The organism is Methanosarcina barkeri MS, from assembly GCF_000970025.1.
GTDB lineage: Archaea > Halobacteriota > Methanosarcinia > Methanosarcinales > Methanosarcinaceae > Methanosarcina > Methanosarcina barkeri.
Window position 1 is genome coordinate 4,134,409 of record NZ_CP009528.1, and the last position, 19,255, is coordinate 4,153,663.

Consider the following 19,255-nt stretch of genomic DNA (forward strand, 5'->3'; position numbering starts at 1 on the left):
TGGTTCTGTGAGTTGACACTCTGGAGAAAAATATGCTCAAAAAATCGAGCACCTCTGGAACGGGCTTTAAAGCCGGGTCTAAATGCCTGAAGATCAGAGCTCATCACCTTTGCTGCATCCAGGGTTTTCAGGGCTATGGATACAGCCCGATTTTTGTGACAAATTTGAAGGCCGTAATTTCAGAGATTAAGGCTTTTCCTTCAAGACTTCTGAAACTGGTATCCGAATGTGATGTAATCTGTGCATCCTGTCCAAGCAAAAGGGAATGCACTGCGAAGGACTCAATTATCTCTGGCAGGATAAGGAGTATGGATCTTGTTGTTATGGAGAAATTAAAGATAAAAGAAGGAACAATTATGGAGGCATATAAAGCCTTCAGTTTAGTCAATTCACAACTAGCTAACGCATCCGACATTACTGAAGTCTGCGGGACCTGCAAATGGAGGCAGAAGTGTATCTGGTGTACATGCAGGAAGAAGGCTAAAATTATGAAAGAAAAACTATGAAAGAAAAAATCATGAAAGAAAAACTATGAAAGAAAAACTATGAAAGAAAAACTATGAAAGAAAAACTATGAAAAAAATCATGAAAGATAAAACTGTAAATGACAAAATCTTTAATTCTGGCATAAAAAATGAAAATGTTCTCTTTCCTATTTTCTTTCTCTACCTTTTAGTTGACTTTTTTTCTTGAATATTTATTCCTGATTTTTATTTTAAACCTGCACTGATCTCATAGATTTTTGCAAGAAACTCGACATTCTGAACCGCATTCTGTTCGATTCCCAAATCAGATGGAGAAAAACCAAGAGCAAGGCCCAGTAGCTGAGAATAGTGAAGGACAGGGATCGAGTAATCCATTTCGAATTTTTCATTGACTGCGAGCTGTCCCCTATCAAATTGCAGGTGGCAGAAAGGACATGCATTAACAATGCAGTCAACTCCTGCTTGCCGAATACAGGCAAGCTTGTGCTCAAGCATCTCAAGGGATTCAGTAGCATGTCCTGAGCGTACTCCTCCTCCGGCTCCACAGCACATCATCTTGTCGGTGTAATCTACACTTTTTGCACCTGTGGCTTCAACAAGTTCGTCAAAGAAAATCGGAGCCTCCGTTTCTCCAAGATTTCTATCCCTAGAAGGCTTGATAAGATGACATCCGTAGTGTAGTGCCACTTTGAGGTCAAGTGGGGTTGTGATATATTCCTTGAGTGCCTCAGGCCCAAATTCTTTATATAGATATTCTATTATGTGCCTGACCTCAACAGTGCCTTTGAACTCCATGCCGATTTCTTTAAGGCAATTATTCGTGCTCGCCTTTAATTCAGGATCTTTTTTCAGTTCCAGATTAGCATCCGCCAGAGAGCCGTAGCAACCATTGCAGACCGTAAGTACATCTCTACTCATCTTTTCAGAAAGAACTATATTCCGGCTGGCAAGGGCAAGCCAGGTTGCTTTATCAAAGGACTTGAAGACTCCTGGAGCAGGACAGCAGGAAGCTCCTGGCAGATCGGATACGTCTATATCAAGCTTTTGCAGGCAGAGCTTAGTTGCTTTTTCAATTCCAGGGTAACGGTTGGGTACGATGCATCCAAGAAATAGTGATAGTTTTTCCATATTCTGTGCCTCCTTATTTTTCAGCCGTTAGCTCGTCAAATTTGCATGCTTTGAGAAGATTCCTTACCTCTTGAAGGGCTTCAGGATACTTCTGGACAGTCTCAGGTATTGGATCAAGACCCAGTTCTTCCCTCTTTTTCTTTGTTTCTTCATCCAGAGGGACTGAATGTCCGAATTCCATGACCATTTCCGAGACCTTCCTGTGCTCTGGAAGCATGAAACCTTTTTTTACTGCAAGTCTTCTGAGCTCAAGGATGGCATCAGTAATTGGTATCTCGCGCGGGCAGCGTTCCTGGCAGGTGTAGCAGGTTGTACAGAGCCAGAGGGCATCATCTGATAGAACAGTAGCTCTGTTCTTGCGTGCGTCCCGAAGAATTCTTCGCGTATTGAGCCCGGTGTGACGTCCTGAAGGACAACTCCCTGTGCATATGCCACACTGCATGCAGGAAAATAAGTCAAGCCCTGCATCCTTTAACACTTTTGGCAATTCTTCACTCATACAGGTTCACTGTCTGATTTTATATTGGTTATCCCGTTTTTAAAAAAATAAGTGTAACCGAAAGAAACAGGTCAGGATGAAACACTGCCGTTAATTCAGGATGCTGATGGGCAGAGTTTCCAATTTCAAATGATAAATTCATTCGAACTGATTTATTCAGAGAATTTTCAGTCGAATCCTCAGTTGAATTCTGTACTAAAGAATTCTTTATTATATATTTGTATTACTCTTATGATATTTAACATGAGCTAAATTATCCGGGATTAAAATCCGGATCAAGGGTAATTACAGGTTATGAGCACTCACTTGAAAAATTATAGAATAGGATGATACAATTCCTTCAGGAGGAAGTTAACCGTATTTTTTGATTTTATTTCAGTCAAATATATCGCGAGCTTGCTGCGGGAACGGAAAACTTCCCACATAACCTTTGAAAAATTATCGATTTCATGTAAAGAGGTAAAAATTTAAGAACGACTTCCAATGCAAAATCAATAGCCATCAGGCAAGAAAATTCCTTAACCGATGACCAATGGAAGAGGATACAATTATTCTGTTAATTCACTTTTTCTATCCGCGCTATTGTCCCGTTCTCAAGATATGCTATCCTATGGCAGACATGACGCAGAACTTCAATGTCATGGGATACGAACAGATAAGAAACTCCAGTTTCATCCTGTATCTTCTGCATAAGCCTCAGTATCTGGGCCTGTACCGAGACATCCAGCATTGAGGTTGGTTCATCTGCAACTATCAGCTCCGGTTTAACGGATAGAATTCTTGCAAGCACTATGCGCTGTATCTCTCCGCCGCTAAGCTGGGAAGGGTAACGATGAAGGTGCTCCATGTGAAGGCCTACAAGCTCTACGAGTTCACCAATTTTTTCTGAAAGCTCATTTTTTCTCATACTTGAGTGAATTCTCAGCGGCTCTGCTATGCTTTCAAATCCCTTCATCCTAGGGTTCAATGATGTTTCAGGATGCTGAAATATCATTTGTATTTTCGGGAGTATAGTTGATATGGTTTTCCTGTCTGAAATGTCCTTACCTTTGAATATGATATTACCTGAACTAGGTTTTTCAAGACCTGTGATACATTTACCGACTGTGGTTTTCCCTGAACCGCTTTTGCCAAACAGCCCAAGAGTTTCTCCTTTTGAAATAGAGAAGTTAATGTCCTTGATTATTTCATTAGAATCAAATGACTTGGACAGAGATTTCACACTCAGTACATGTGACATCTGACCATGCCTCCATCAAATTTTCTTAGAAGGGGATGCTCACTAACACATGAAGCAGAATTAAATCTACATCGCTGGCTAAAGAAACATCCTGTCGGCAGGAATATTCTGCTTGGGCTCTGCCCTGGGAGAGGTACAAGTCCATTGCGAGGAAGGGCACTGATAAGTCCCTGTGTGTATGGGTGTGAAGGAGAATCAATAATCTTTTTTACCCTATTCACCTCAACTATCTCTCCTGAATACATAACTGCTATCCGATCACATATCCGGAGAGCAAAATCAAGGTCATGGGTGATTATCAGCATTGTTCTTTTGTGATCTGCCTTGATATGCATGAACAATTCACAGATCTTATCCATAGAATCTGGATCCAGTCCTTTTGTTGGTTCATCAGCTATGAGCAGCTCAGGATCTGAACAAAGAGCAATTGCAGCCAGAAGCCTTTGCTTCATGCCACCTGAAAGCTGGTATGGATACGAATTATACACTTTAGTTAAATCTTTAAAAAATAATCGGCTCATTATTGAGATGACTTTTTTTCGTTTCTCCGGCAAAGTAATATTTTTGTTATCAAAAACCTCAATAACCTGTTTCCCATTTTTCAGAACAGGATTCAGGGATTTTGCAGGATTTTGGGGTATCAGTGAAATTTCCTTGCCCCTTATTTTTTTCATTTCCTTTATGTCCATTTTTAGCAGATCCGTACCATGGAAATAGATACTCCCATTCACATGGGCATTGTTTGCAAGTAAACGCAGCACAGATTGCCCTATAACAGACTTGCCAGAACCTGTTTCCCCAATAATCCCAATGCATTCTCCTCTTCTAATATTCAGTGAAACCTTGTTCACGGCTTTCACATATCCTTCATTGGTTTCAAAAAAAACATCAAGGTCACGAATTTCAAGAATATTTCCCGATATGTTCAATAAATATCACCACCTCTGTCCTGAGGATCGAGAATGTCTCGCATTCCATCACCGATTATGCTGAAAATAACCACAAAAGTTGTTATTGCCATTCCAGGGAAAATTGTCTGGAAAGGCGCTGTCCTCATATAGGCTTTTCCTGCACTCAGCATGGCACCCCATTCTGGAATATCGGCAGGAAGCCCGATACCCAAAAAACTCAGGGCAGATATGGAAAGAATGACATGTCCAATGTCAATTGTCGCAAGGACAAGGATAGGAGCTATAGAATTGGGAACAATATGCCTTAATAGTACCCTGATATCTCCTATACCTATCATCTTTGCTGAAAGAACATATTCGTTCTTTTTAACCGAAATCACCTGTCCCCGCATCAGCCGGGCGTAACCTGCCCACTGGACGATTGAAAGCGCAATTATGATATTTACGACACCAGTGCCAAGCATACTCATTACTGTCAGGACAAAGATTATCCCCGGAAATGCAAGGAATAGGTCTATAAGTCTCGAGATCACATCATCCGCATAGCCTTCACAGTAACCTGCCATGCATCCCAGAAAAACGCCGGACACAAGAGATATCAAAACAACACCAAATGATATCAATAGGGATGTATGAGCTCCAATCATTATTCTGCTCAACATATCACGTCCGAGATAGTCGGTGCCAAGTAAGTGTTCTGATGAAGGACCAAGATTTTTGTTATTAAGATTTACCTCGTTGGGATCAGATGGGACGATACATGGAGCAATTAGGGCGATTGACATTAGAGTAAAAAGAAGGACGAGGGCAATCAGCATGTCCTTTCTCCTGAAGATCATCTGTATGTGGTCTTCACTTATGATGCTGTCAGGAATTTTTATATTTTTCATTATAACCACGTTTTAATCATATTTTATTCTTGTATCCAGATACGTATAGAAGATATCCACCAGGAAATTTATCATAAGAAACATTGCCACTATACACATTACACAACCCTGCACGACAGGGATGTCACGAGCAGATATCGAATTGACAAGGAGACTGCCTATTCCAGGCCATGTAAATACCTGTTCTATAACAATGGAACCGCCAAGCAGGTGCCCCATCTGAAAGCCAAGAACTGTTATCACTGGTAGCAGAGCATTTTTCATAGCATGCCTTAAGACTATAGTTCTTGTGGAAAGTCCCTTAGCTACGGCAAATTTTATGTAATCCTGACCAAGTGTCTCAAGCATGCTTGTTCTTGTAATCCTCATCACCGATGCTATCGAATGTGATGAGAGCGCAAGGGCTGGCAGGAAAAGATTCTCCAGACTACCATAACCCGTTGCAGGTATCAGTTTGAGCTTGACTGAGAAAAGCAGGATAAGAAGAAGGCCGATCCAGAATCCCGGCATTGAAACTCCGAAAAGGCTGACAAACCTGAGAATATGGTCTGACAACTTATTCTGTTTCAGGGCAGAATACACTCCCAGGCTTATACCTAAAACAACAGTTATCAACATACTTGATGTCGCCAGCAGGATTGTTGCCGGCAGACGTAGTTTCAGAAGATATATCACAGGTTTATGATATACATAGGAAGTACCGATGTCACCGTTTAACAGAAAATTTTTCAACCATTCGAAAAACTGAATGTATAGAGGGTCATTGAGGTTATATTTTTCTGAAAATTGCACCAATTGCTCTTCTGTGGCTGTTTGTTCCAGGCCTATAAAAGTATGTTTGAGAATTATCTCTGTAGTTTCTCCAGGTATCATATGCATCAAGAAAAATGTCAGTGCACACGCCACAAAAAGTGTGATCAGCATGGATGCAAATCGTTTTAGTAAATATTTGTGCATGTACCCCTCCTGAAAAAAAGAAGACCGGAATTACCGGTCATTTCAAAATAGAGTTTATTTCTCAATATACATCCCGGCGTTAATGCGATAGTCGTGAGCTGTTGGGTCAAAAATGTAACCCTTGACCGTATCTTTCTTAACAATATCACAACCATAATAAGCCACAAGGATCATTGGCTGTTCTTCGTATACTATTTTTTCAACCTCGTTGAATTTCGCATATCTCTCTTCCTGATTGGTGATGCCTTTTGTTTCTTCTATGAGTTTATCGACTTCAGGATTTGAGTATCCGGGCTTATTGTCTGTACCGTTTGTGCTATACCAGTTGGTAAGGATAAATTCAGGATCAGGTACCATTGCGATGGCGAATGGTGCAAGACTCAGATCCCAGTTTCCTTCTTTTTGCCTCTCAAGAATATCACCGTATTCCAGCACTTCAGGTGTCACTTTTATGCCGATTTTACTTAGCTGTGCTGCAATAGCCTCTGCCATTGGAGGAAGTCCGGGCCTTGTTGAAAATGTCATGAGAGTAAGTTCCAGCTTCTGACCATCTTTATCTCTTATCCCATCTCCATCAGTGTCAATCCAGCCTGCTTCAGTCAGAAGTGAATCTGCTTTTTTATAGTCCTGCTTGTAGGGTTCAAGGTCTTTGTTAGTCCAGACCATGTTAGGAAGGAAAGGTCCGGCTGCAGGTTCGCCTACATTATAGAGTACATTTTTTACAATGCTATCTCTGTCAATTGCATAAGAGATCGCCTGCCTGACTCTGGTATCGTTTAACTTGTCCTTTGCAAGATTTACGTCTATCTTATAAACTCTGGGTTCCACGTGTTTTTCTACATTAATACCCTCAAGAGCATCAATCCTGTCGGTTTCACTGTATGGTACATCTACTGTAAAATCGATATCTCCGCTTTCTATTGCTATTGCTCTTGTGTTAGGATCTGGCATACCTTTGATTACCATTCTATCAAGGCCTACTTTTCCTCCCCACCAATTCTTATTCTTAACAACTGTAAGTACATTGGTCTGCTCGTCAAATGACTCAAACATATATGGACCGGTGCTTATAAGTTTTATCAGGTCCCCGTTTTCATCTACCGAATTCCTGTTTATTATTGCAGTACAGGGATAGTGAAGTACAGCTGGAAGCATCGTATTGAGGTCAGCTGTTTTTATGAGCAGAGTATAGTTATCTTTTACTTCTATAGATTTTATATTCAACATTGATGCAACATTGACATTCCTGCTAATGGCTCTATCCAACGAGAATTTTACATCTTCTGCAGTCATGTTGGTTCCATCATGGAACTTGACATCCTTCCTTAGCTTGAATTCCCATGTATTATTGTCAAGCTGCTGCCATGATGTTGCAAGACCTGGTGCCAGTGAAAAATCCTCATTTGTTGTCACAAGAGTTTCCACAACCAGAGCTTTTTCACATATTACCTTCATGTCTTCAGCTGGATCAATAGATTCTATGTCCCACATTTCCCCAATTGTCAGTTCCTTAACGTCACTTTCGTTACTTACATCGGCTTTACCTGAATCGAGACAACCAGAAATTGCCATTGCGACTACCATAAGCATAGCCATAAGCAAAAATGAGTCTGCTTTCTTTCTGTACATAGTTCTACCTCTTTTAAAATTATTTTTTACCGTAGAGCATGTAATAATCGTAATTGTACCCGATTCGTTTCCAGAAAGACATGTATTGCTTCTGTATTTTCCTGATGTGAGATATATCATAGGCATCGATTTTTGAAAATCCGGCATTCTTAAGATATTGCCTAGACTCTTTCAGTGAAGTGCCGCTGGCATTGGGAAGCGATGCTGTCAGTTCTTTAGAATAGTGGCCTTCCCATGGATTTGCTTGTTCAAAAATAAGAATTCCAAGACTGCTTATAAAACGTCTGACTCGAGTGTTTAGAGAACCGTCGTCCCAGATCCCATCGATAATTATGGCATAACCTCCATCTCTAAGGACTCTGTTCCAGTTCTTTATAGCTGTTTTCGGGTTGGGGAGAGTCCACAGAAGGTGACGAGTTATTACCACGTCGAAGTTTTTTTCATCAAAAGGAGGATTTTCGGCATCGCCTTTAAGAAATTTAATGGATAGCCCCTGGGACATGGATTTTAGGCGTCCTTTTTCCATCATTTTCTCGGAAAGATCAAGACCTGTGACGTTATGTCCCATCTCTGCAAAAAGAATGCTTAGCTCACCTGTTCCACAACCTACATCCAGAACATCAAGTTTTCCTTCTGGAATGATCTTTTTGAACATTGTCTTCCAAGCATCAGCTTCCTCAAGACTTTTTACTTTGTGCCCATGCTGTGTGTCATAGGTAGCTGAAGATTCATCCCATTTGCTTGTAATGAGTTCTTTGATTTGTTTGTTTTCAAGAGTCATGGGGCGTTATAATAATAAAAAAATATAAATAATTCACTTTATTGATAATGTTTATTAGTAGGATTAGTAATGTTTATTAGTAGGATTAGTAATGTTTATTAGTAGTAATACAAAGAGTCTAGTAGTATAAATTAATAACTAATACATTTATTGTGTGACTTCATTATGTGACGGCCTTGAATGAAGTTCTATGAATTATTTAATTAACAATATAAATATATTAGAGATCATTTTGGTAATTTATGTTTTATTAACCTCCAAATTTCCTCATAGGCTACATTCAACATTGAGAAGTCTTGTTGCCAGGTTAAAAAAAGTTCATATCAACGTAATAAGCAAGATTTAAGAAAACAGGGAAGTCAAAATAGAATCCTATAATTGAAGATAAAAACATAAAGATAAGATTTATGAGGATGATTTATTTTAACAAAGAACAAAATTTTAACAAATTATATTTTTAGTCTAAAATAATTTCACTTTGAAACTTTTTTCGTTTTTTATTTTCACAACTCAAACAATTTCACTTTTATTCAGAATTTTACCTCAACCGGTAATCTATTCCGGAATACACTTTGTGATGATTCTAATTGTTCAAGTTTCAAAGCTCCATGAGGTCTCTTGTTACAACCACTGTATGAATTCTTCGAAAAATTTGGATCTTTCTCCAAACCTTTCGTATGTATAGAACTATTTCTCTATTTTCCGTTTGTCTGAGGATGTCTTACCATTGTAAATATTGGTTTAATTCCAGGTTATTCAATGCGCCTTAGGAGTTAAACTTACTATTCCATGAACCATCTTTATTGATCCTGTGAACTCTGAATTCACTCCATGATAAATTTCCTTAAAAGACATATGTCCCAGTACTCACTGACAAGTTCATCAATTACTTTAATGGTGTTCTCCATGTTACAATGAACATATTCTCCACCTGCAATTCATTTTTGATGACTCATCAAGAATGGCACAGACCTGCAAGCCTAATCTGGGGTTTTCATGCCAATCGATGCGTGCAGCAGACATGCTGTGTTCACGTTCGTATCTGTACCATTTTCACCTCTTATTTCTTTTATCGGTTCACACTGACAAGGTTCATGCTGAGTAGATATTTATGGATTCTGTTATGAGATATCCTGGATTATATTTGCCTTCCACGAGAATCTCAAAGTAATATACTCCAAACTTGTAATCTGAATAAGTTTGATCAATCAATTCCTTTTCATCAGAGAATAATGGCTTCTTTGGTATTCCAAGATAATTGCTAACCTGAAGAAGCTTACCAGCTTCAATGTATTCTTTATAGATCTGCTGAATTCGATGAGCTGAGGTTCAGAGGATCTCAGCTATCGTATAGGAGGATTCCCCTTTCAACTTTAGAGTAACAATCCAACGGATCTTTTTCCTGTCAAGTTTCACAAAAGATAAGGGATTCCAAATAACATAGTTAACACGAAATCATTTCGGGATAAAACATGTTTCTGCAATCCTTTTTCTGAGATATGTTCTTTTAGCTATTTTTATCTGAGATTTTTAGGAGAAATTTATTCCGAGATCTTTAAATCCGTTAAGTTTTGCAAGGTTGATCAGCAATGGTGTAAGCGATTCCATAGTATTTGCCTGCTTAAGAGGGCCTCCATCCAGGGGTTTCATGCATCCCATATGATCTGTAAGCTTAATGACCAGCTTCTTTGCTTCGGCATCATCACTACATACCAGCGCATGGTATACAGATTTGCACTTAACAATATCCCTCAATTTTCTTGCCGGGATGTTGTGGAAAGCTGCAACAACTTTTGTAGAAGCCGGGACATTTTTCTGAATTGCAAGAGCGGCTGAACCTTCCTCTGGAGGTTCATATACAAAAAGGTCTCCTTCCTTTTCCATCGGGACTACAGGAGTAATAAGAATCTTGTCTTCAAGAGCCTCACGAATCTCATGCAGCAAAGGCAAAACGTGGCCAAAACGAATAGTAAGAATTATTACTTCGGCTGCTTGCGCAGCTTCATGGTTACTGTTTCCTGTGATAGTTATCTTAGAAGTGTCAAACCCGCAGTTTTCAAGTTCGGAAATGGCTTTTTTTGCGGCTTCATTGGCAGCTTCCTTGGATCTGGATCCTATAATTACTTCGTTCTTTACGCCTTCAGCCATAAGGTTTTGAAGGGCCAGCCTGAGCACCATACCTTCTCCTATATTGCCAGTTCCTCCTAAGACAGCTATTTTTAACTTTTCAGAACTCAATTTGAAAAAACCTCCAGTTTGCTATATTTTCTATAAAATATGTTAGAAAGTAATTGCACCTTCTGTCTTTGTTAATTAAATTAAGATCGCTAATTAAATTAGAATATTATGTATAGCGACTCCAGATTTCTATAATTACTTTCATTAATCTGAATATTTATCTAGGACTATAAAACTAAACTCTTTTATTAATTTCGCTTTTCTCATTAAATATTTCTTTTAATAATTCAACACTCTAAACACACTATGAACAGACATCACAAAGATTTAGGAATATACATCGTTTATATTTTGCTTGAATTTTCATTCAAGCAGTAAAACCCCAACACATATAGTTTTTTCAGGTATGCAGAACTCAAGTACAAGTCCTGCCTTTTCCATTGCCTTCTGGAGATTTATTCCTACAGCCTCAGGTGCAAAACGCCTCAATTCCGGCTTTATGCATTTTTCAAGATTACAGATTTCGCATTCGTTGCATGAGCCAGGCCTCAGAAGATGCGCAAAAGTAAAGCCTTCCTTGAAAGCTTCATGTTCAAGCTTTAACATTTTATGGAAGGAGTCTTTACGAATGTCTTCCCAGACCTCATGGATATCCGAAACCTGTGAAGTATCGCGTTCTTCGATAAGTAGAAGCGCACTATTGTATTCTCCTATGATTTTTCTAAACTCATCAACCGATATAACATTAGGTGGACAGCTCAGTCTCCTTCCATAACCTCTGCAACCGTAAGCACACTTCAGAGCAATCCTGTTTTCAACCGGAATATCTTCTGCATCCACAAGGTAAGCCTTGAGACCCAACCCTGAAGCCTTTTCAACAAGATCTTCAAATTTTCCTAACATGATAACCCCTTTAAAAAAACCTTTTTGTTTTTCTGTCTTCTTTCTTCTTAATTTGTTATCTTTCCAATTATTTTTTACTTTGAGAAATGAATTGAGATCTTACTATCCATAACGTTAACTAGCTCTAAAATTAACTAGCTCTAAAATTAACTAGCTTTAAAGTTAACTAGCATTAAAGTTAACTAGCCCTAAAATTAACTAGCTCCAAAATTAACTAGCTCTAAAATTAACTAGCTCTAAAATTAACTAGCATTAAAGTTAACTAGCCCTAAAGTTATTTTTTATCTTTTAAGAAATCACTGAGAGAAATATAGTTTTGTTATGAAAAACAAGAATTATTATATTTACTATCTATATTTGCTCATAAATCCTTGCCATATTCACTACTGAATTGATATCTCTTAATTGATAACAGATAATTAGTAAAGGAATCTACATGATTAAAAAAGTACCTTTAACTGAATTGAAAAAACGGATGAGAAATTTTAGAAAACGGATGGATATCTCAAATCCTCAATGGGAGATAGCTGTTATCTTCAGCAAAATCAATCTTTATTATTTTACGGGTACGATGCAAGATGGAATGCTGATTATCCCTAAGCACGGAGAAGAAACTTTCTGGGTACGCCGCAGCTACGAAAGAGCCCTGGATGAATCCTTATTTCCAAATATAAAACCTATGAACAGTTTCCGTGATGCCACAAAGAGTATAAGTAGGCTTCCGAACACAGTATACCTTGAAACCGAAGTTGTTCCTCTAGCTTTGTACCAGAGATTTCAAAAATACTTCCCTTTTAAGAATGCCAAATCTGCTGACTCTCAAATTTGCGCTGTCAGAGCAGTAAAAAGCGAATATGAACTCTCGATAACAAGAGAAGCTGGTAGAATTCATCAGCATGTGCTGGAAGATCTTGTACCTGAAATGCTGCAGGAAGGAATGAGTGAAGTGGACCTGTCAACCGAAATATATTCAGTTATGGTTGAAGAAGGACATCACGGATTATGCCGTTTTGGAATGTTCGATACCGAGATGATCCTGGGAAATGTCTGTTTTGGTGAAAGTTCAATTTATCCTTCTTACTTTAACGGACCTGGAGGAATCTACGGGATGTGTCCTGCAGTTCCCCTGATTGGAAGCCGTGAGAGAAAGCTGAAAAAAGGAGATCTGGTATTCATTGATATTGGATGTGGGATTGAAGGTTATAACACGGATAAAACGACCACATACATGTTTGGTTCTTCGCTTCCACAATATGCCATAGATGCCCATAATAAATGTGTGGAGATACAGAACGAAGCTGCTTCAATGTTAAAACCAGGTGCTATTCCCTCGGAAATCTACAATACCATAATGAATAAGCTCGATTCGGAATTTCTTCAGAACTTTATGGGTTTTGGCAACCGCAAAGTTAAATTCATAGGCCATGCGGTTGGATTACTAATCGACGAAACGCCTGTGATTGCTGAAGGATTTGATGAGCCCCTCCAGGAAGGAATGGTATTTGCTCTCGAACCTAAAAAAGGAATTGAAAATATAGGAATGGTAGGGATTGAAAATACTTTCATAGTAACTGCTAAAGGCGGAGAGTGTATTACAGGAGATAATCCGGGATTGATTCAAGTATTTTAATTGCGAATCAAACATCCAGGGAATCAAGCATCTAGAAGGTTTCTTACTAACAGGTGATTATATTTCCAGATGCCTGAAAACGGCATTTTTTCTTTCCGAAAAATACTTTCCTTAACCTGGAAGCATTTTTCAATCCATAGGTTAGAAAGTGCCACCCACCAGCTTGCCTGACGGCGCTTGCGGAAGCTTATCCCGAAGAGGCAATAGTCCAACAGTTCGTTGGACAATTACCTCGGGAACTGGCTAAACAAGGCTGATATGTCCATTTTTCCTGATTTGATCGATAACTGCAAAATCAAATTTCATTTTTATGAACTCTGCCTGCCTTTACAATACCAAAAAAACCTCTCTCCCCATTCAATGGCCTTCGAGTCAGAACTGAATAATCCTGTACTGATGTCGTATTCAACGTTTCCGTTTTTGTACAGGCTCAGAGAAAGGTGTTTATCCGTAACAATGAGCCCCACTTTGATATCTTGATCCATGACAATTAATTTGAAGTTTTCATAATCTTTCAGTGCTTCTACTTTTTCCAAGTAAGGTGATTGATTCAATTCTTCTGCAACATGAAGAGAAATTATAAGCTCAACAGGGATTCCTTCTTTCACTCTTTCAAAGATTGAATCAGCATATCCGCTGGTCACTACGGACGATATGCCATATATATGATCTGCTTCTTTAATTATTTTTAACTGGTTGTTATAGACATTAAGGATCTTCATACCTTTATCTTTGAGGACTTCAGACTCGTAAAGACATCCGATTTCTTTTAACAGAGGACCGGGAATTCCTTCAAGGTAATGTCTCAACCAGAAATGCTTAAATTTATTAATTGTCCAAAATGTTATAAAAGAGTCAGCTACTTCTAAAGCTACAACTTTTCCTGCTGGCGTCAGGAAATACTCACGTCCTTTCATTTCTATTAGACGATCTGCTTCGAGTTTCCTGAGCTTTGGAATTATAACCTGAGAAGTGCTTCCGGTAATTTCACGCAGCTGAGAAAGCTTTCTGCTGCCTTCATTTAATGACAGAAGTATCTCTGTTAGAAGTCTTGACCTGTATATTGCCTGAATGCCATCGCTCATCTCTTTATAAATTTCGAAGCTGTTCATTTCCTGTCGCCACATCTACAGATTTTTTCCCTACTTTCTTATTAAATTGTTTTGACATAATATATCCTTTTCTTTTGTTGAGGCATGTTTGTTGCTACCTTTTTATTAATTTTATAACAAAGTGAAGGGGAAGAATATGCAGATTATTTGCTAAAAGTAGATCGAATTTCAAACGTCGATTAAAGCTCTGAAATCTCGTCATTTTCGATGAGAAAGAGGTGCGACTTAATGAATGTTAATCAGGCTGATGAAATATTCATCGACGTAACAAATGTATAGGAGAAAATTAAGAGAAATTTTTGAATGTGAAGTTCAAACAAACCTTCCAGAGCATATTTGAACTTCACATGCCCTGAGGCAAGGAAATGATAGCTTAAGAATATTTAAGGCTTGCTTGATCCTGCCTCCTGGGTAAAAATACACGAGGTAAAGGCATGAGAACAAGAAATGACTCAGGAATAGGTATGCTAATTTTAGCAATACTGCTGGTTGGTATGATGTTAGTACCAACTGTTAATGCACAGGAAGAAAACAGTCATAGTGTAACTGCAGAGGAAGCCTTTAAGCATGCAAATACGCGCATGATAAGGTTTATAGCAACCGATACAGAAAAATTTGGAAGCTGGAAAGGGGCATCTATTGATCCCAAACCACTGGAGCTTTATGATATAAATGGTCAAAAATTGTATTATCAATTTTCAGTATATGAAAATAATAAAACAATAGGTAAAATCGATGTTGGTGCCAATAAAACACTGGGGCAGCCAATCCAAGTCATCGAATTTAACCCGATACCGTTTAACATGACTGAAGTTATGGAAAAGTCAATCGAAACTGCTAAAAGCAATTACCCAACTGGAGAAATCAAATCAACTAAGATGGTTGTATATAGCTATCCCAAAATAGGGGCAATGACCGTAGTAAAAGACAAGACTACAGGAGACGAACATCGGATATTTGTGGATGCATATACCCTTGATGTGGTACCAGATGAGCCTACAACTGAAACAAAACTTGGAGTCTGCTCAATCTATGAACAAAAGTCAAAGAATGAAATAGACGAGAATTTGAAAAAGTGGCAAAAAAGTGATGAGCTTACTAAATCTATAGAACATGCAGCAACTATTAAGGGAATTAATATTAATATGCCAGTCACTGAAGAAGATATCAAAAAACTTAGTGACGACACAACAATAGTGGGAAGAAGTACAAGTTATTATCTCGATACTACTTTATATGGGCAAGAAAATGATCATTACTGTGCTCCAGCATGTGGCCAAATGATTGCTGATTATTATGATGTATTTCATACCCAAGATTATATATATCAAAAGATGGGCCCAGGTTATACTACTGGCGGGAATGTCATTAATAATAATCAGTTAAATTACTATAAACCATCCAATGGATTAAATAAACCTAATTCAGCATATGTTACAGTCTTTACGTTTAGTCAAGCGGTTTCTGAAATTAATAATAATAGACCCTTCGTAAGTATAAGAGATAGTCACTCTAGAGTTTGTAGTGGATACTTAAGTAATTACCCGGAATATTTATTGGCAATCGACGATCCATTACCTGAGGATTATGGTTATTCTTATATGGAAACGTTTGGTTCAGAAGATTACCGTGTATATGTGAGGAGTTAAAAACTCCTCGTTTTTTTAGAAGGTGGTAATTTGAGTAAAATCAGTAAAGTAATTGCTGTTTTTAGCAGTGTTCTAGCTCTTATAATACTCGGGGGGTTGTTTACAAGTGCACCAGTTGACACAAAGGCACCAGTTGATACGAAAATGTCAGTTCAAGAAAAACAAGTAGCTGGCTTTTTTATTGAATTTGAAGAGGGGACTACTGAGCCTGAAGTTAAAGCCATTCTTGAAAACTGCAACATGACTATAAACACCATAGATTACAATTCTGATATTATGCCAAGTAGGTACTACATGATATTAGATAGAGATAAAACAATAAATATAGAGGAATTGGTAGATGATATAAACTTGACTGGCCCTGTAAGAAAAGGAAGTAATTATATATTAACGGTAACGGAACAAGCTATTCAGGATAAAAATTTCCTCGCAATACTGGAAAAAAACAATCTTCCAATGAAAAAATCCGTATATTGTTATATTGGTTTAGAAGATGAATCTAAGAATGGTGGTATTCCAGAGAAAGATGCATTCCAAATTGCAAATGAGCTTGAAAGAAATGAAAAGGTGCTGACCGCATCTCCAGATACGAAGGTATATCATTTATTAATTGAATTTGAAGATGGAACCACCGAGCCTGAAGTTAAAGCCATTCTTGAAAAATACAACATGACTATGAACACCATAGAATATAATTCTGACCTTCAGCCAGAAAGGTACTACCTAAAGGTAGACGCAGATAAAAGAATGGGCGTAAGAGATGAATTGAGAAAAGATGAAAATTGGACTGATCATATATATTTTAACCATGATATCAAAAAAGGAAATAGTTATATAATTACGGTAACTGAACAAGCTATTCAGGATGAAAATTTCCTTGCAATACTGGAGAAAGATAATCTTCAAGTGAAAAACTCCGTCCTATGTTGTATTACTCTTGGGGATGGAGCTAAGAATTGGATTTGGGAGAGCGATGAAAGAAAAATAGAAAACGAGCTTAAAATGAATGAGAAGGTATTGACTGTAGTATTTTCCGGCAGTACCTAATAAGAGCCTATCCGAAAAATGTTATAAACTAATGCTTCTATTCTGATATATAGAAGACACATTTTAATACTACTGGAATAAACCTTTAACAAACGAACATGGTTTTAAAAATTAAAGCCTCGGTTTTGTGTATTTAAGGTTAAGCGTATATTTTGGCATCAATAGAAATTTATGTGCCTAAAAAACCTGAATTCAAGTTGTAATACTTTATGATCTCAATTTTTTAATAGTATATTAGTAGCTGGTTGATATTCTGTCGTTTGAATAATTAAGTCTTGTATAAAGCTAATGTTTAATCGATTAATAGAAAACTGACATTGAGATAAAGCTGTTCAAGGCTCATATTTTGAGCCATTTCAGCAACTCCGACTCCACAGCCGGATTCACAAAATATTTTGTAAACTTGCCTTCTACTTCGGAGGAAATAATATCATCTTCCCTTAATTTTTTTATATGCCAGTGAGTAGTGCTTTTGTCTAAGTTCAGCTTTTCTGAAATTTCCTGATTTGTAATCTCGGGATTTTCCAGAATATTAAGGAGTATTTGTTTTCTTGTACTGCCTTTGAGATGTGAGATTATTGTTTTATCGTTGTTTGTGAAAACATTGGAATTTTGAAAGACTCTTGTGAACTTTCCTTCCCTCGTTAAAGTTAACTCCTCTTCGGCTTTGAGTGTTTTGATCTGATATCTTATAGATCCCAGGCTAATTTTCAGGTTTCTTGAAATTTCGGATGGCGTACACCCAGGCTCATTCAGCACATAATTAATAATTCTCTTTTTGTTGACATTTTTACTTAGGCTCCTTATCTGACCAAGAATTATGGGAGCCAGTTTGAAAAAGGAAAAGAAAACAGTCAAATACCCGATTATGTAAGCGATTTTGATTGACAAAGGAAATTCCCAGAATGAGTACGTCACGTCAGCACCGCTCATGTCAACAGCATCGCCCAATTTTTCAAGTTCTTCATCGGGTGGGCAGGAACCAACGGTATATCCTCCGGTGTCTGCACTGGTTATACCTACTGCGGCACTCAGAACCAGAATAAAAAGTAACATTACCTTCCACATAGCTGGTCTATAATTTGAGTAATTTCGTTATCAAATTCAGATTGTATAATCTTCTGTTCCAGTCACCCTGTATCTTTGTCAACGATTCTAATTTCAGTATCAGGTGAAAGTACTACGGCATAGTTGCTTGAGATTTTCGCTTTTCCCACATTTTCAGCTGCTGTCGCTTTAGTGGCAGATAAAAAAGCAGGATTACCAATATAATAAATAACATCTTTCTTGACATTTTCAACTCCTCTGTTAACACCTATCAAAAGAGCTTACTTAAATTTTATGGTAAAATTGTCCAATTATCTAGCAAATAACTCTATAAATCTTAAAAAAAATTAAATTTAGATTTAATTTATACTTTCAGTTGGATGATTTGGTCACAAATGAATTATAAGAGTAAGTTCCTAGAAAAATATGAACATTAGAAATAATGTTTGGTGGAGCTCAAATTCTCTCTGGAAGGTTTATTCGAACTCCGCATTGCCTGGAGGCATGATTAGTGTTAGCTTTGCGGATATTTCAGGCTTGCTTGATCCTGTCTCTGGAGTAAAGAAAAGAAGTGCATAATATGTGTGAAAAGCAAAAAAGTGAACTCTTAGAGCCAGAAGTTGTTTTATCAGATACACTTATAAATAGTTGCACTAGAGAATATCTAGATGGTACTGGAGACATATATATAAAGTTTACTTCCAAATTATACCAACGTTCTAATGGAAGTCGATACATAAATGTATCATGGTTTGTAAGTGGCTGTCAAACAACTTCTAAAGAATTTCCATTTCCTGCCCCTTGTGAGATGAAAATAACAATTTGGATAAGTGAACCAATTAATTTGCCTGCAATTGTTCACCAGGTTCCAAACTCATGTACAGCTTCTGGGGCAGAGACGATCGATGTACCAGGCAATGGGAATTACAGGACAAACGTGAAATTGGAAGCAAAATGTTACGCATACCTGCCTGTAAAGACTTTAATCGCAATTAGAGAGGGCTCCTGCAATTGTTTTATTTAAACTCAATTTTTGAAAGTTGATGTGTTGAAAAGGCAGCGTTGAGAATCTATTGTGAATTTACACTCCTTCAGATTGGTATTTGGGATTATCTAAGCTATAATATATCAATTTCAGGTTAAAAGGTTAGATTCAAAACCTGGATGGG

20 protein-coding genes and 1 pseudogene are annotated in these 19,255 nt (G+C 37.8%); 6 read left to right on the forward strand and 15 right to left on the reverse strand.

Annotation, left to right across the window (positions count from 1 at the left end; translation table 11 throughout):
- Positions 1-32 precede the first annotated feature (32 nt).
- Positions 33-506 (forward strand): DUF1284 domain-containing protein, encoded by a 474-nt coding sequence (locus tag MSBRM_RS16905; protein WP_048122135.1) that lies wholly within the window; start codon positions 33-35, stop codon positions 504-506.
- A 204-nt stretch (positions 507-710) separates the two neighbouring features.
- On the opposite strand, the gene hdrB is transcribed toward MSBRM_RS16905, so the two are convergent.
- The 11 genes and pseudogenes from hdrB to MSBRM_RS16955 all read right to left on the reverse strand — a co-directional run bounded on the left by hdrB (position 711) and on the right by MSBRM_RS16955 (position 11,601).
- Positions 711-1,613: a CoB--CoM heterodisulfide reductase subunit B gene (hdrB, locus tag MSBRM_RS16910; RefSeq protein ID WP_048122137.1), complete on the reverse strand. Its 903-nt coding sequence runs from the start codon at positions 1,611-1,613 to the stop codon at positions 711-713.
- 13 nt (positions 1,614-1,626) lie between these two features.
- The gene (hdrC, locus tag MSBRM_RS16915) at positions 1,627-2,112 is read right to left on the reverse strand and encodes a CoB--CoM heterodisulfide reductase subunit C (RefSeq protein WP_048122139.1); all 486 of its coding nucleotides are present in this window, start codon (positions 2,110-2,112) and stop codon (positions 1,627-1,629) included.
- Positions 2,113-2,668: 556 nt separating this feature from the next.
- Positions 2,669-3,352: an ABC transporter ATP-binding protein gene (locus MSBRM_RS16920; protein WP_048122141.1), complete on the reverse strand. Its 684-nt coding sequence runs from the start codon at positions 3,350-3,352 to the stop codon at positions 2,669-2,671.
- A complete protein-coding gene (locus MSBRM_RS16925; protein WP_230629001.1) occupies positions 3,337-4,281 on the reverse strand; it encodes an ABC transporter ATP-binding protein in 945 nt (314 codons plus the stop codon). Before MSBRM_RS16925 ends, MSBRM_RS16920 begins: the two co-directional genes overlap by 16 nt.
- Entirely contained in the window at positions 4,278-5,153 is an 876-nt protein-coding gene (locus MSBRM_RS16930) for an ABC transporter permease (RefSeq protein WP_052712934.1), read from the reverse strand. The genes MSBRM_RS16925 and MSBRM_RS16930 overlap by 4 nt, the downstream gene beginning before the upstream one ends.
- Before the next feature lie 12 nt (positions 5,154-5,165).
- Positions 5,166-6,110, reverse strand: coding sequence for an ABC transporter permease (locus MSBRM_RS16935; RefSeq protein WP_048122145.1), 945 nt, complete (start codon positions 6,108-6,110; stop codon positions 5,166-5,168).
- A 54-nt stretch (positions 6,111-6,164) separates the two neighbouring features.
- Positions 6,165-7,739 (reverse strand): ABC transporter substrate-binding protein, encoded by a 1,575-nt coding sequence (locus tag MSBRM_RS16940; protein ID WP_048156382.1) that lies wholly within the window; start codon positions 7,737-7,739, stop codon positions 6,165-6,167.
- Between the two features lie 19 nt (positions 7,740-7,758).
- A complete protein-coding gene (locus MSBRM_RS16945) occupies positions 7,759-8,520 on the reverse strand; it encodes a class I SAM-dependent methyltransferase (RefSeq protein ID WP_048122148.1) in 762 nt (253 codons plus the stop codon).
- 530 nt (positions 8,521-9,050) lie between these two features.
- Positions 9,051-9,936: pseudogene (locus MSBRM_RS19780) on the reverse strand (IS481 family transposase).
- 114 nt (positions 9,937-10,050) lie between these two features.
- Positions 10,051-10,758 (reverse strand): NADPH-dependent F420 reductase, encoded by a 708-nt coding sequence (gene npdG / locus MSBRM_RS16950; protein ID WP_048122150.1) that lies wholly within the window; start codon positions 10,756-10,758, stop codon positions 10,051-10,053.
- 303 nt (positions 10,759-11,061) lie between these two features.
- A complete protein-coding gene (locus MSBRM_RS16955; protein ID WP_048122152.1) occupies positions 11,062-11,601 on the reverse strand; it encodes a DUF2284 domain-containing protein in 540 nt (179 codons plus the stop codon).
- 436 nt (positions 11,602-12,037) lie between these two features.
- Here MSBRM_RS16955 and MSBRM_RS16960 point away from each other — a divergent pair, with 436 nt between their 5' ends.
- Positions 12,038-13,231: a M24 family metallopeptidase gene (locus tag MSBRM_RS16960; RefSeq protein WP_048156385.1), complete on the forward strand. Its 1,194-nt coding sequence runs from the start codon at positions 12,038-12,040 to the stop codon at positions 13,229-13,231.
- A 23-nt stretch (positions 13,232-13,254) separates the two neighbouring features.
- Here MSBRM_RS16960 and MSBRM_RS20655 read toward each other — a convergent pair whose 3' ends face one another.
- Entirely contained in the window at positions 13,255-13,458 is a 204-nt protein-coding gene (locus MSBRM_RS20655) for a hypothetical protein (protein ID WP_054864253.1), read from the reverse strand.
- Positions 13,459-13,539: 81 nt separating this feature from the next.
- Positions 13,540-14,343, reverse strand: coding sequence for a helix-turn-helix transcriptional regulator (locus tag MSBRM_RS16965; RefSeq protein ID WP_048156387.1), 804 nt, complete (start codon positions 14,341-14,343; stop codon positions 13,540-13,542).
- Positions 14,344-14,777: 434 nt separating this feature from the next.
- On the opposite strand from MSBRM_RS16965, the gene MSBRM_RS16970 reads away from it, so the two are divergent.
- A complete protein-coding gene (locus tag MSBRM_RS16970; protein WP_141706433.1) occupies positions 14,778-15,992 on the forward strand; it encodes a C39 family peptidase in 1,215 nt (404 codons plus the stop codon).
- A gap of 30 nt (positions 15,993-16,022) precedes the next feature.
- Entirely contained in the window at positions 16,023-17,039 is a 1,017-nt protein-coding gene (locus MSBRM_RS22170) for a UPF0228 family protein (protein ID WP_052712935.1), read from the forward strand.
- A 339-nt stretch (positions 17,040-17,378) separates the two neighbouring features.
- Here the strand turns inward: MSBRM_RS22170 and MSBRM_RS16980 are convergent, their stop codons facing one another.
- Both MSBRM_RS16980 and MSBRM_RS16985 read right to left on the reverse strand, forming a co-directional pair.
- The gene (locus MSBRM_RS16980; RefSeq protein WP_052712936.1) at positions 17,379-18,095 is read right to left on the reverse strand and encodes a winged helix-turn-helix transcriptional regulator; all 717 of its coding nucleotides are present in this window, start codon (positions 18,093-18,095) and stop codon (positions 17,379-17,381) included.
- Positions 18,096-18,169: 74 nt separating this feature from the next.
- Positions 18,170-18,361, reverse strand: coding sequence for a hypothetical protein (locus MSBRM_RS16985; protein ID WP_048156390.1), 192 nt, complete (start codon positions 18,359-18,361; stop codon positions 18,170-18,172).
- Positions 18,362-18,512: 151 nt separating this feature from the next.
- Between MSBRM_RS16985 and MSBRM_RS20660 the strand changes: the two genes are divergently transcribed.
- Together MSBRM_RS20660 and MSBRM_RS16990 are read left to right on the forward strand one after the other, a co-directional pair.
- Positions 18,513-18,665 carry a hypothetical protein gene (locus MSBRM_RS20660; protein ID WP_155400478.1) on the forward strand — a complete coding sequence of 51 codons (153 nt, stop codon included), beginning with the start codon at positions 18,513-18,515 and terminating at the stop codon, positions 18,663-18,665.
- A 1-nt stretch (position 18,666) separates the two neighbouring features.
- Positions 18,667-19,110 carry a hypothetical protein gene (locus MSBRM_RS16990; protein WP_048156393.1) on the forward strand — a complete coding sequence of 148 codons (444 nt, stop codon included), beginning with the start codon at positions 18,667-18,669 and terminating at the stop codon, positions 19,108-19,110.
- Positions 19,111-19,255: the final 145 nt, after the last annotated feature.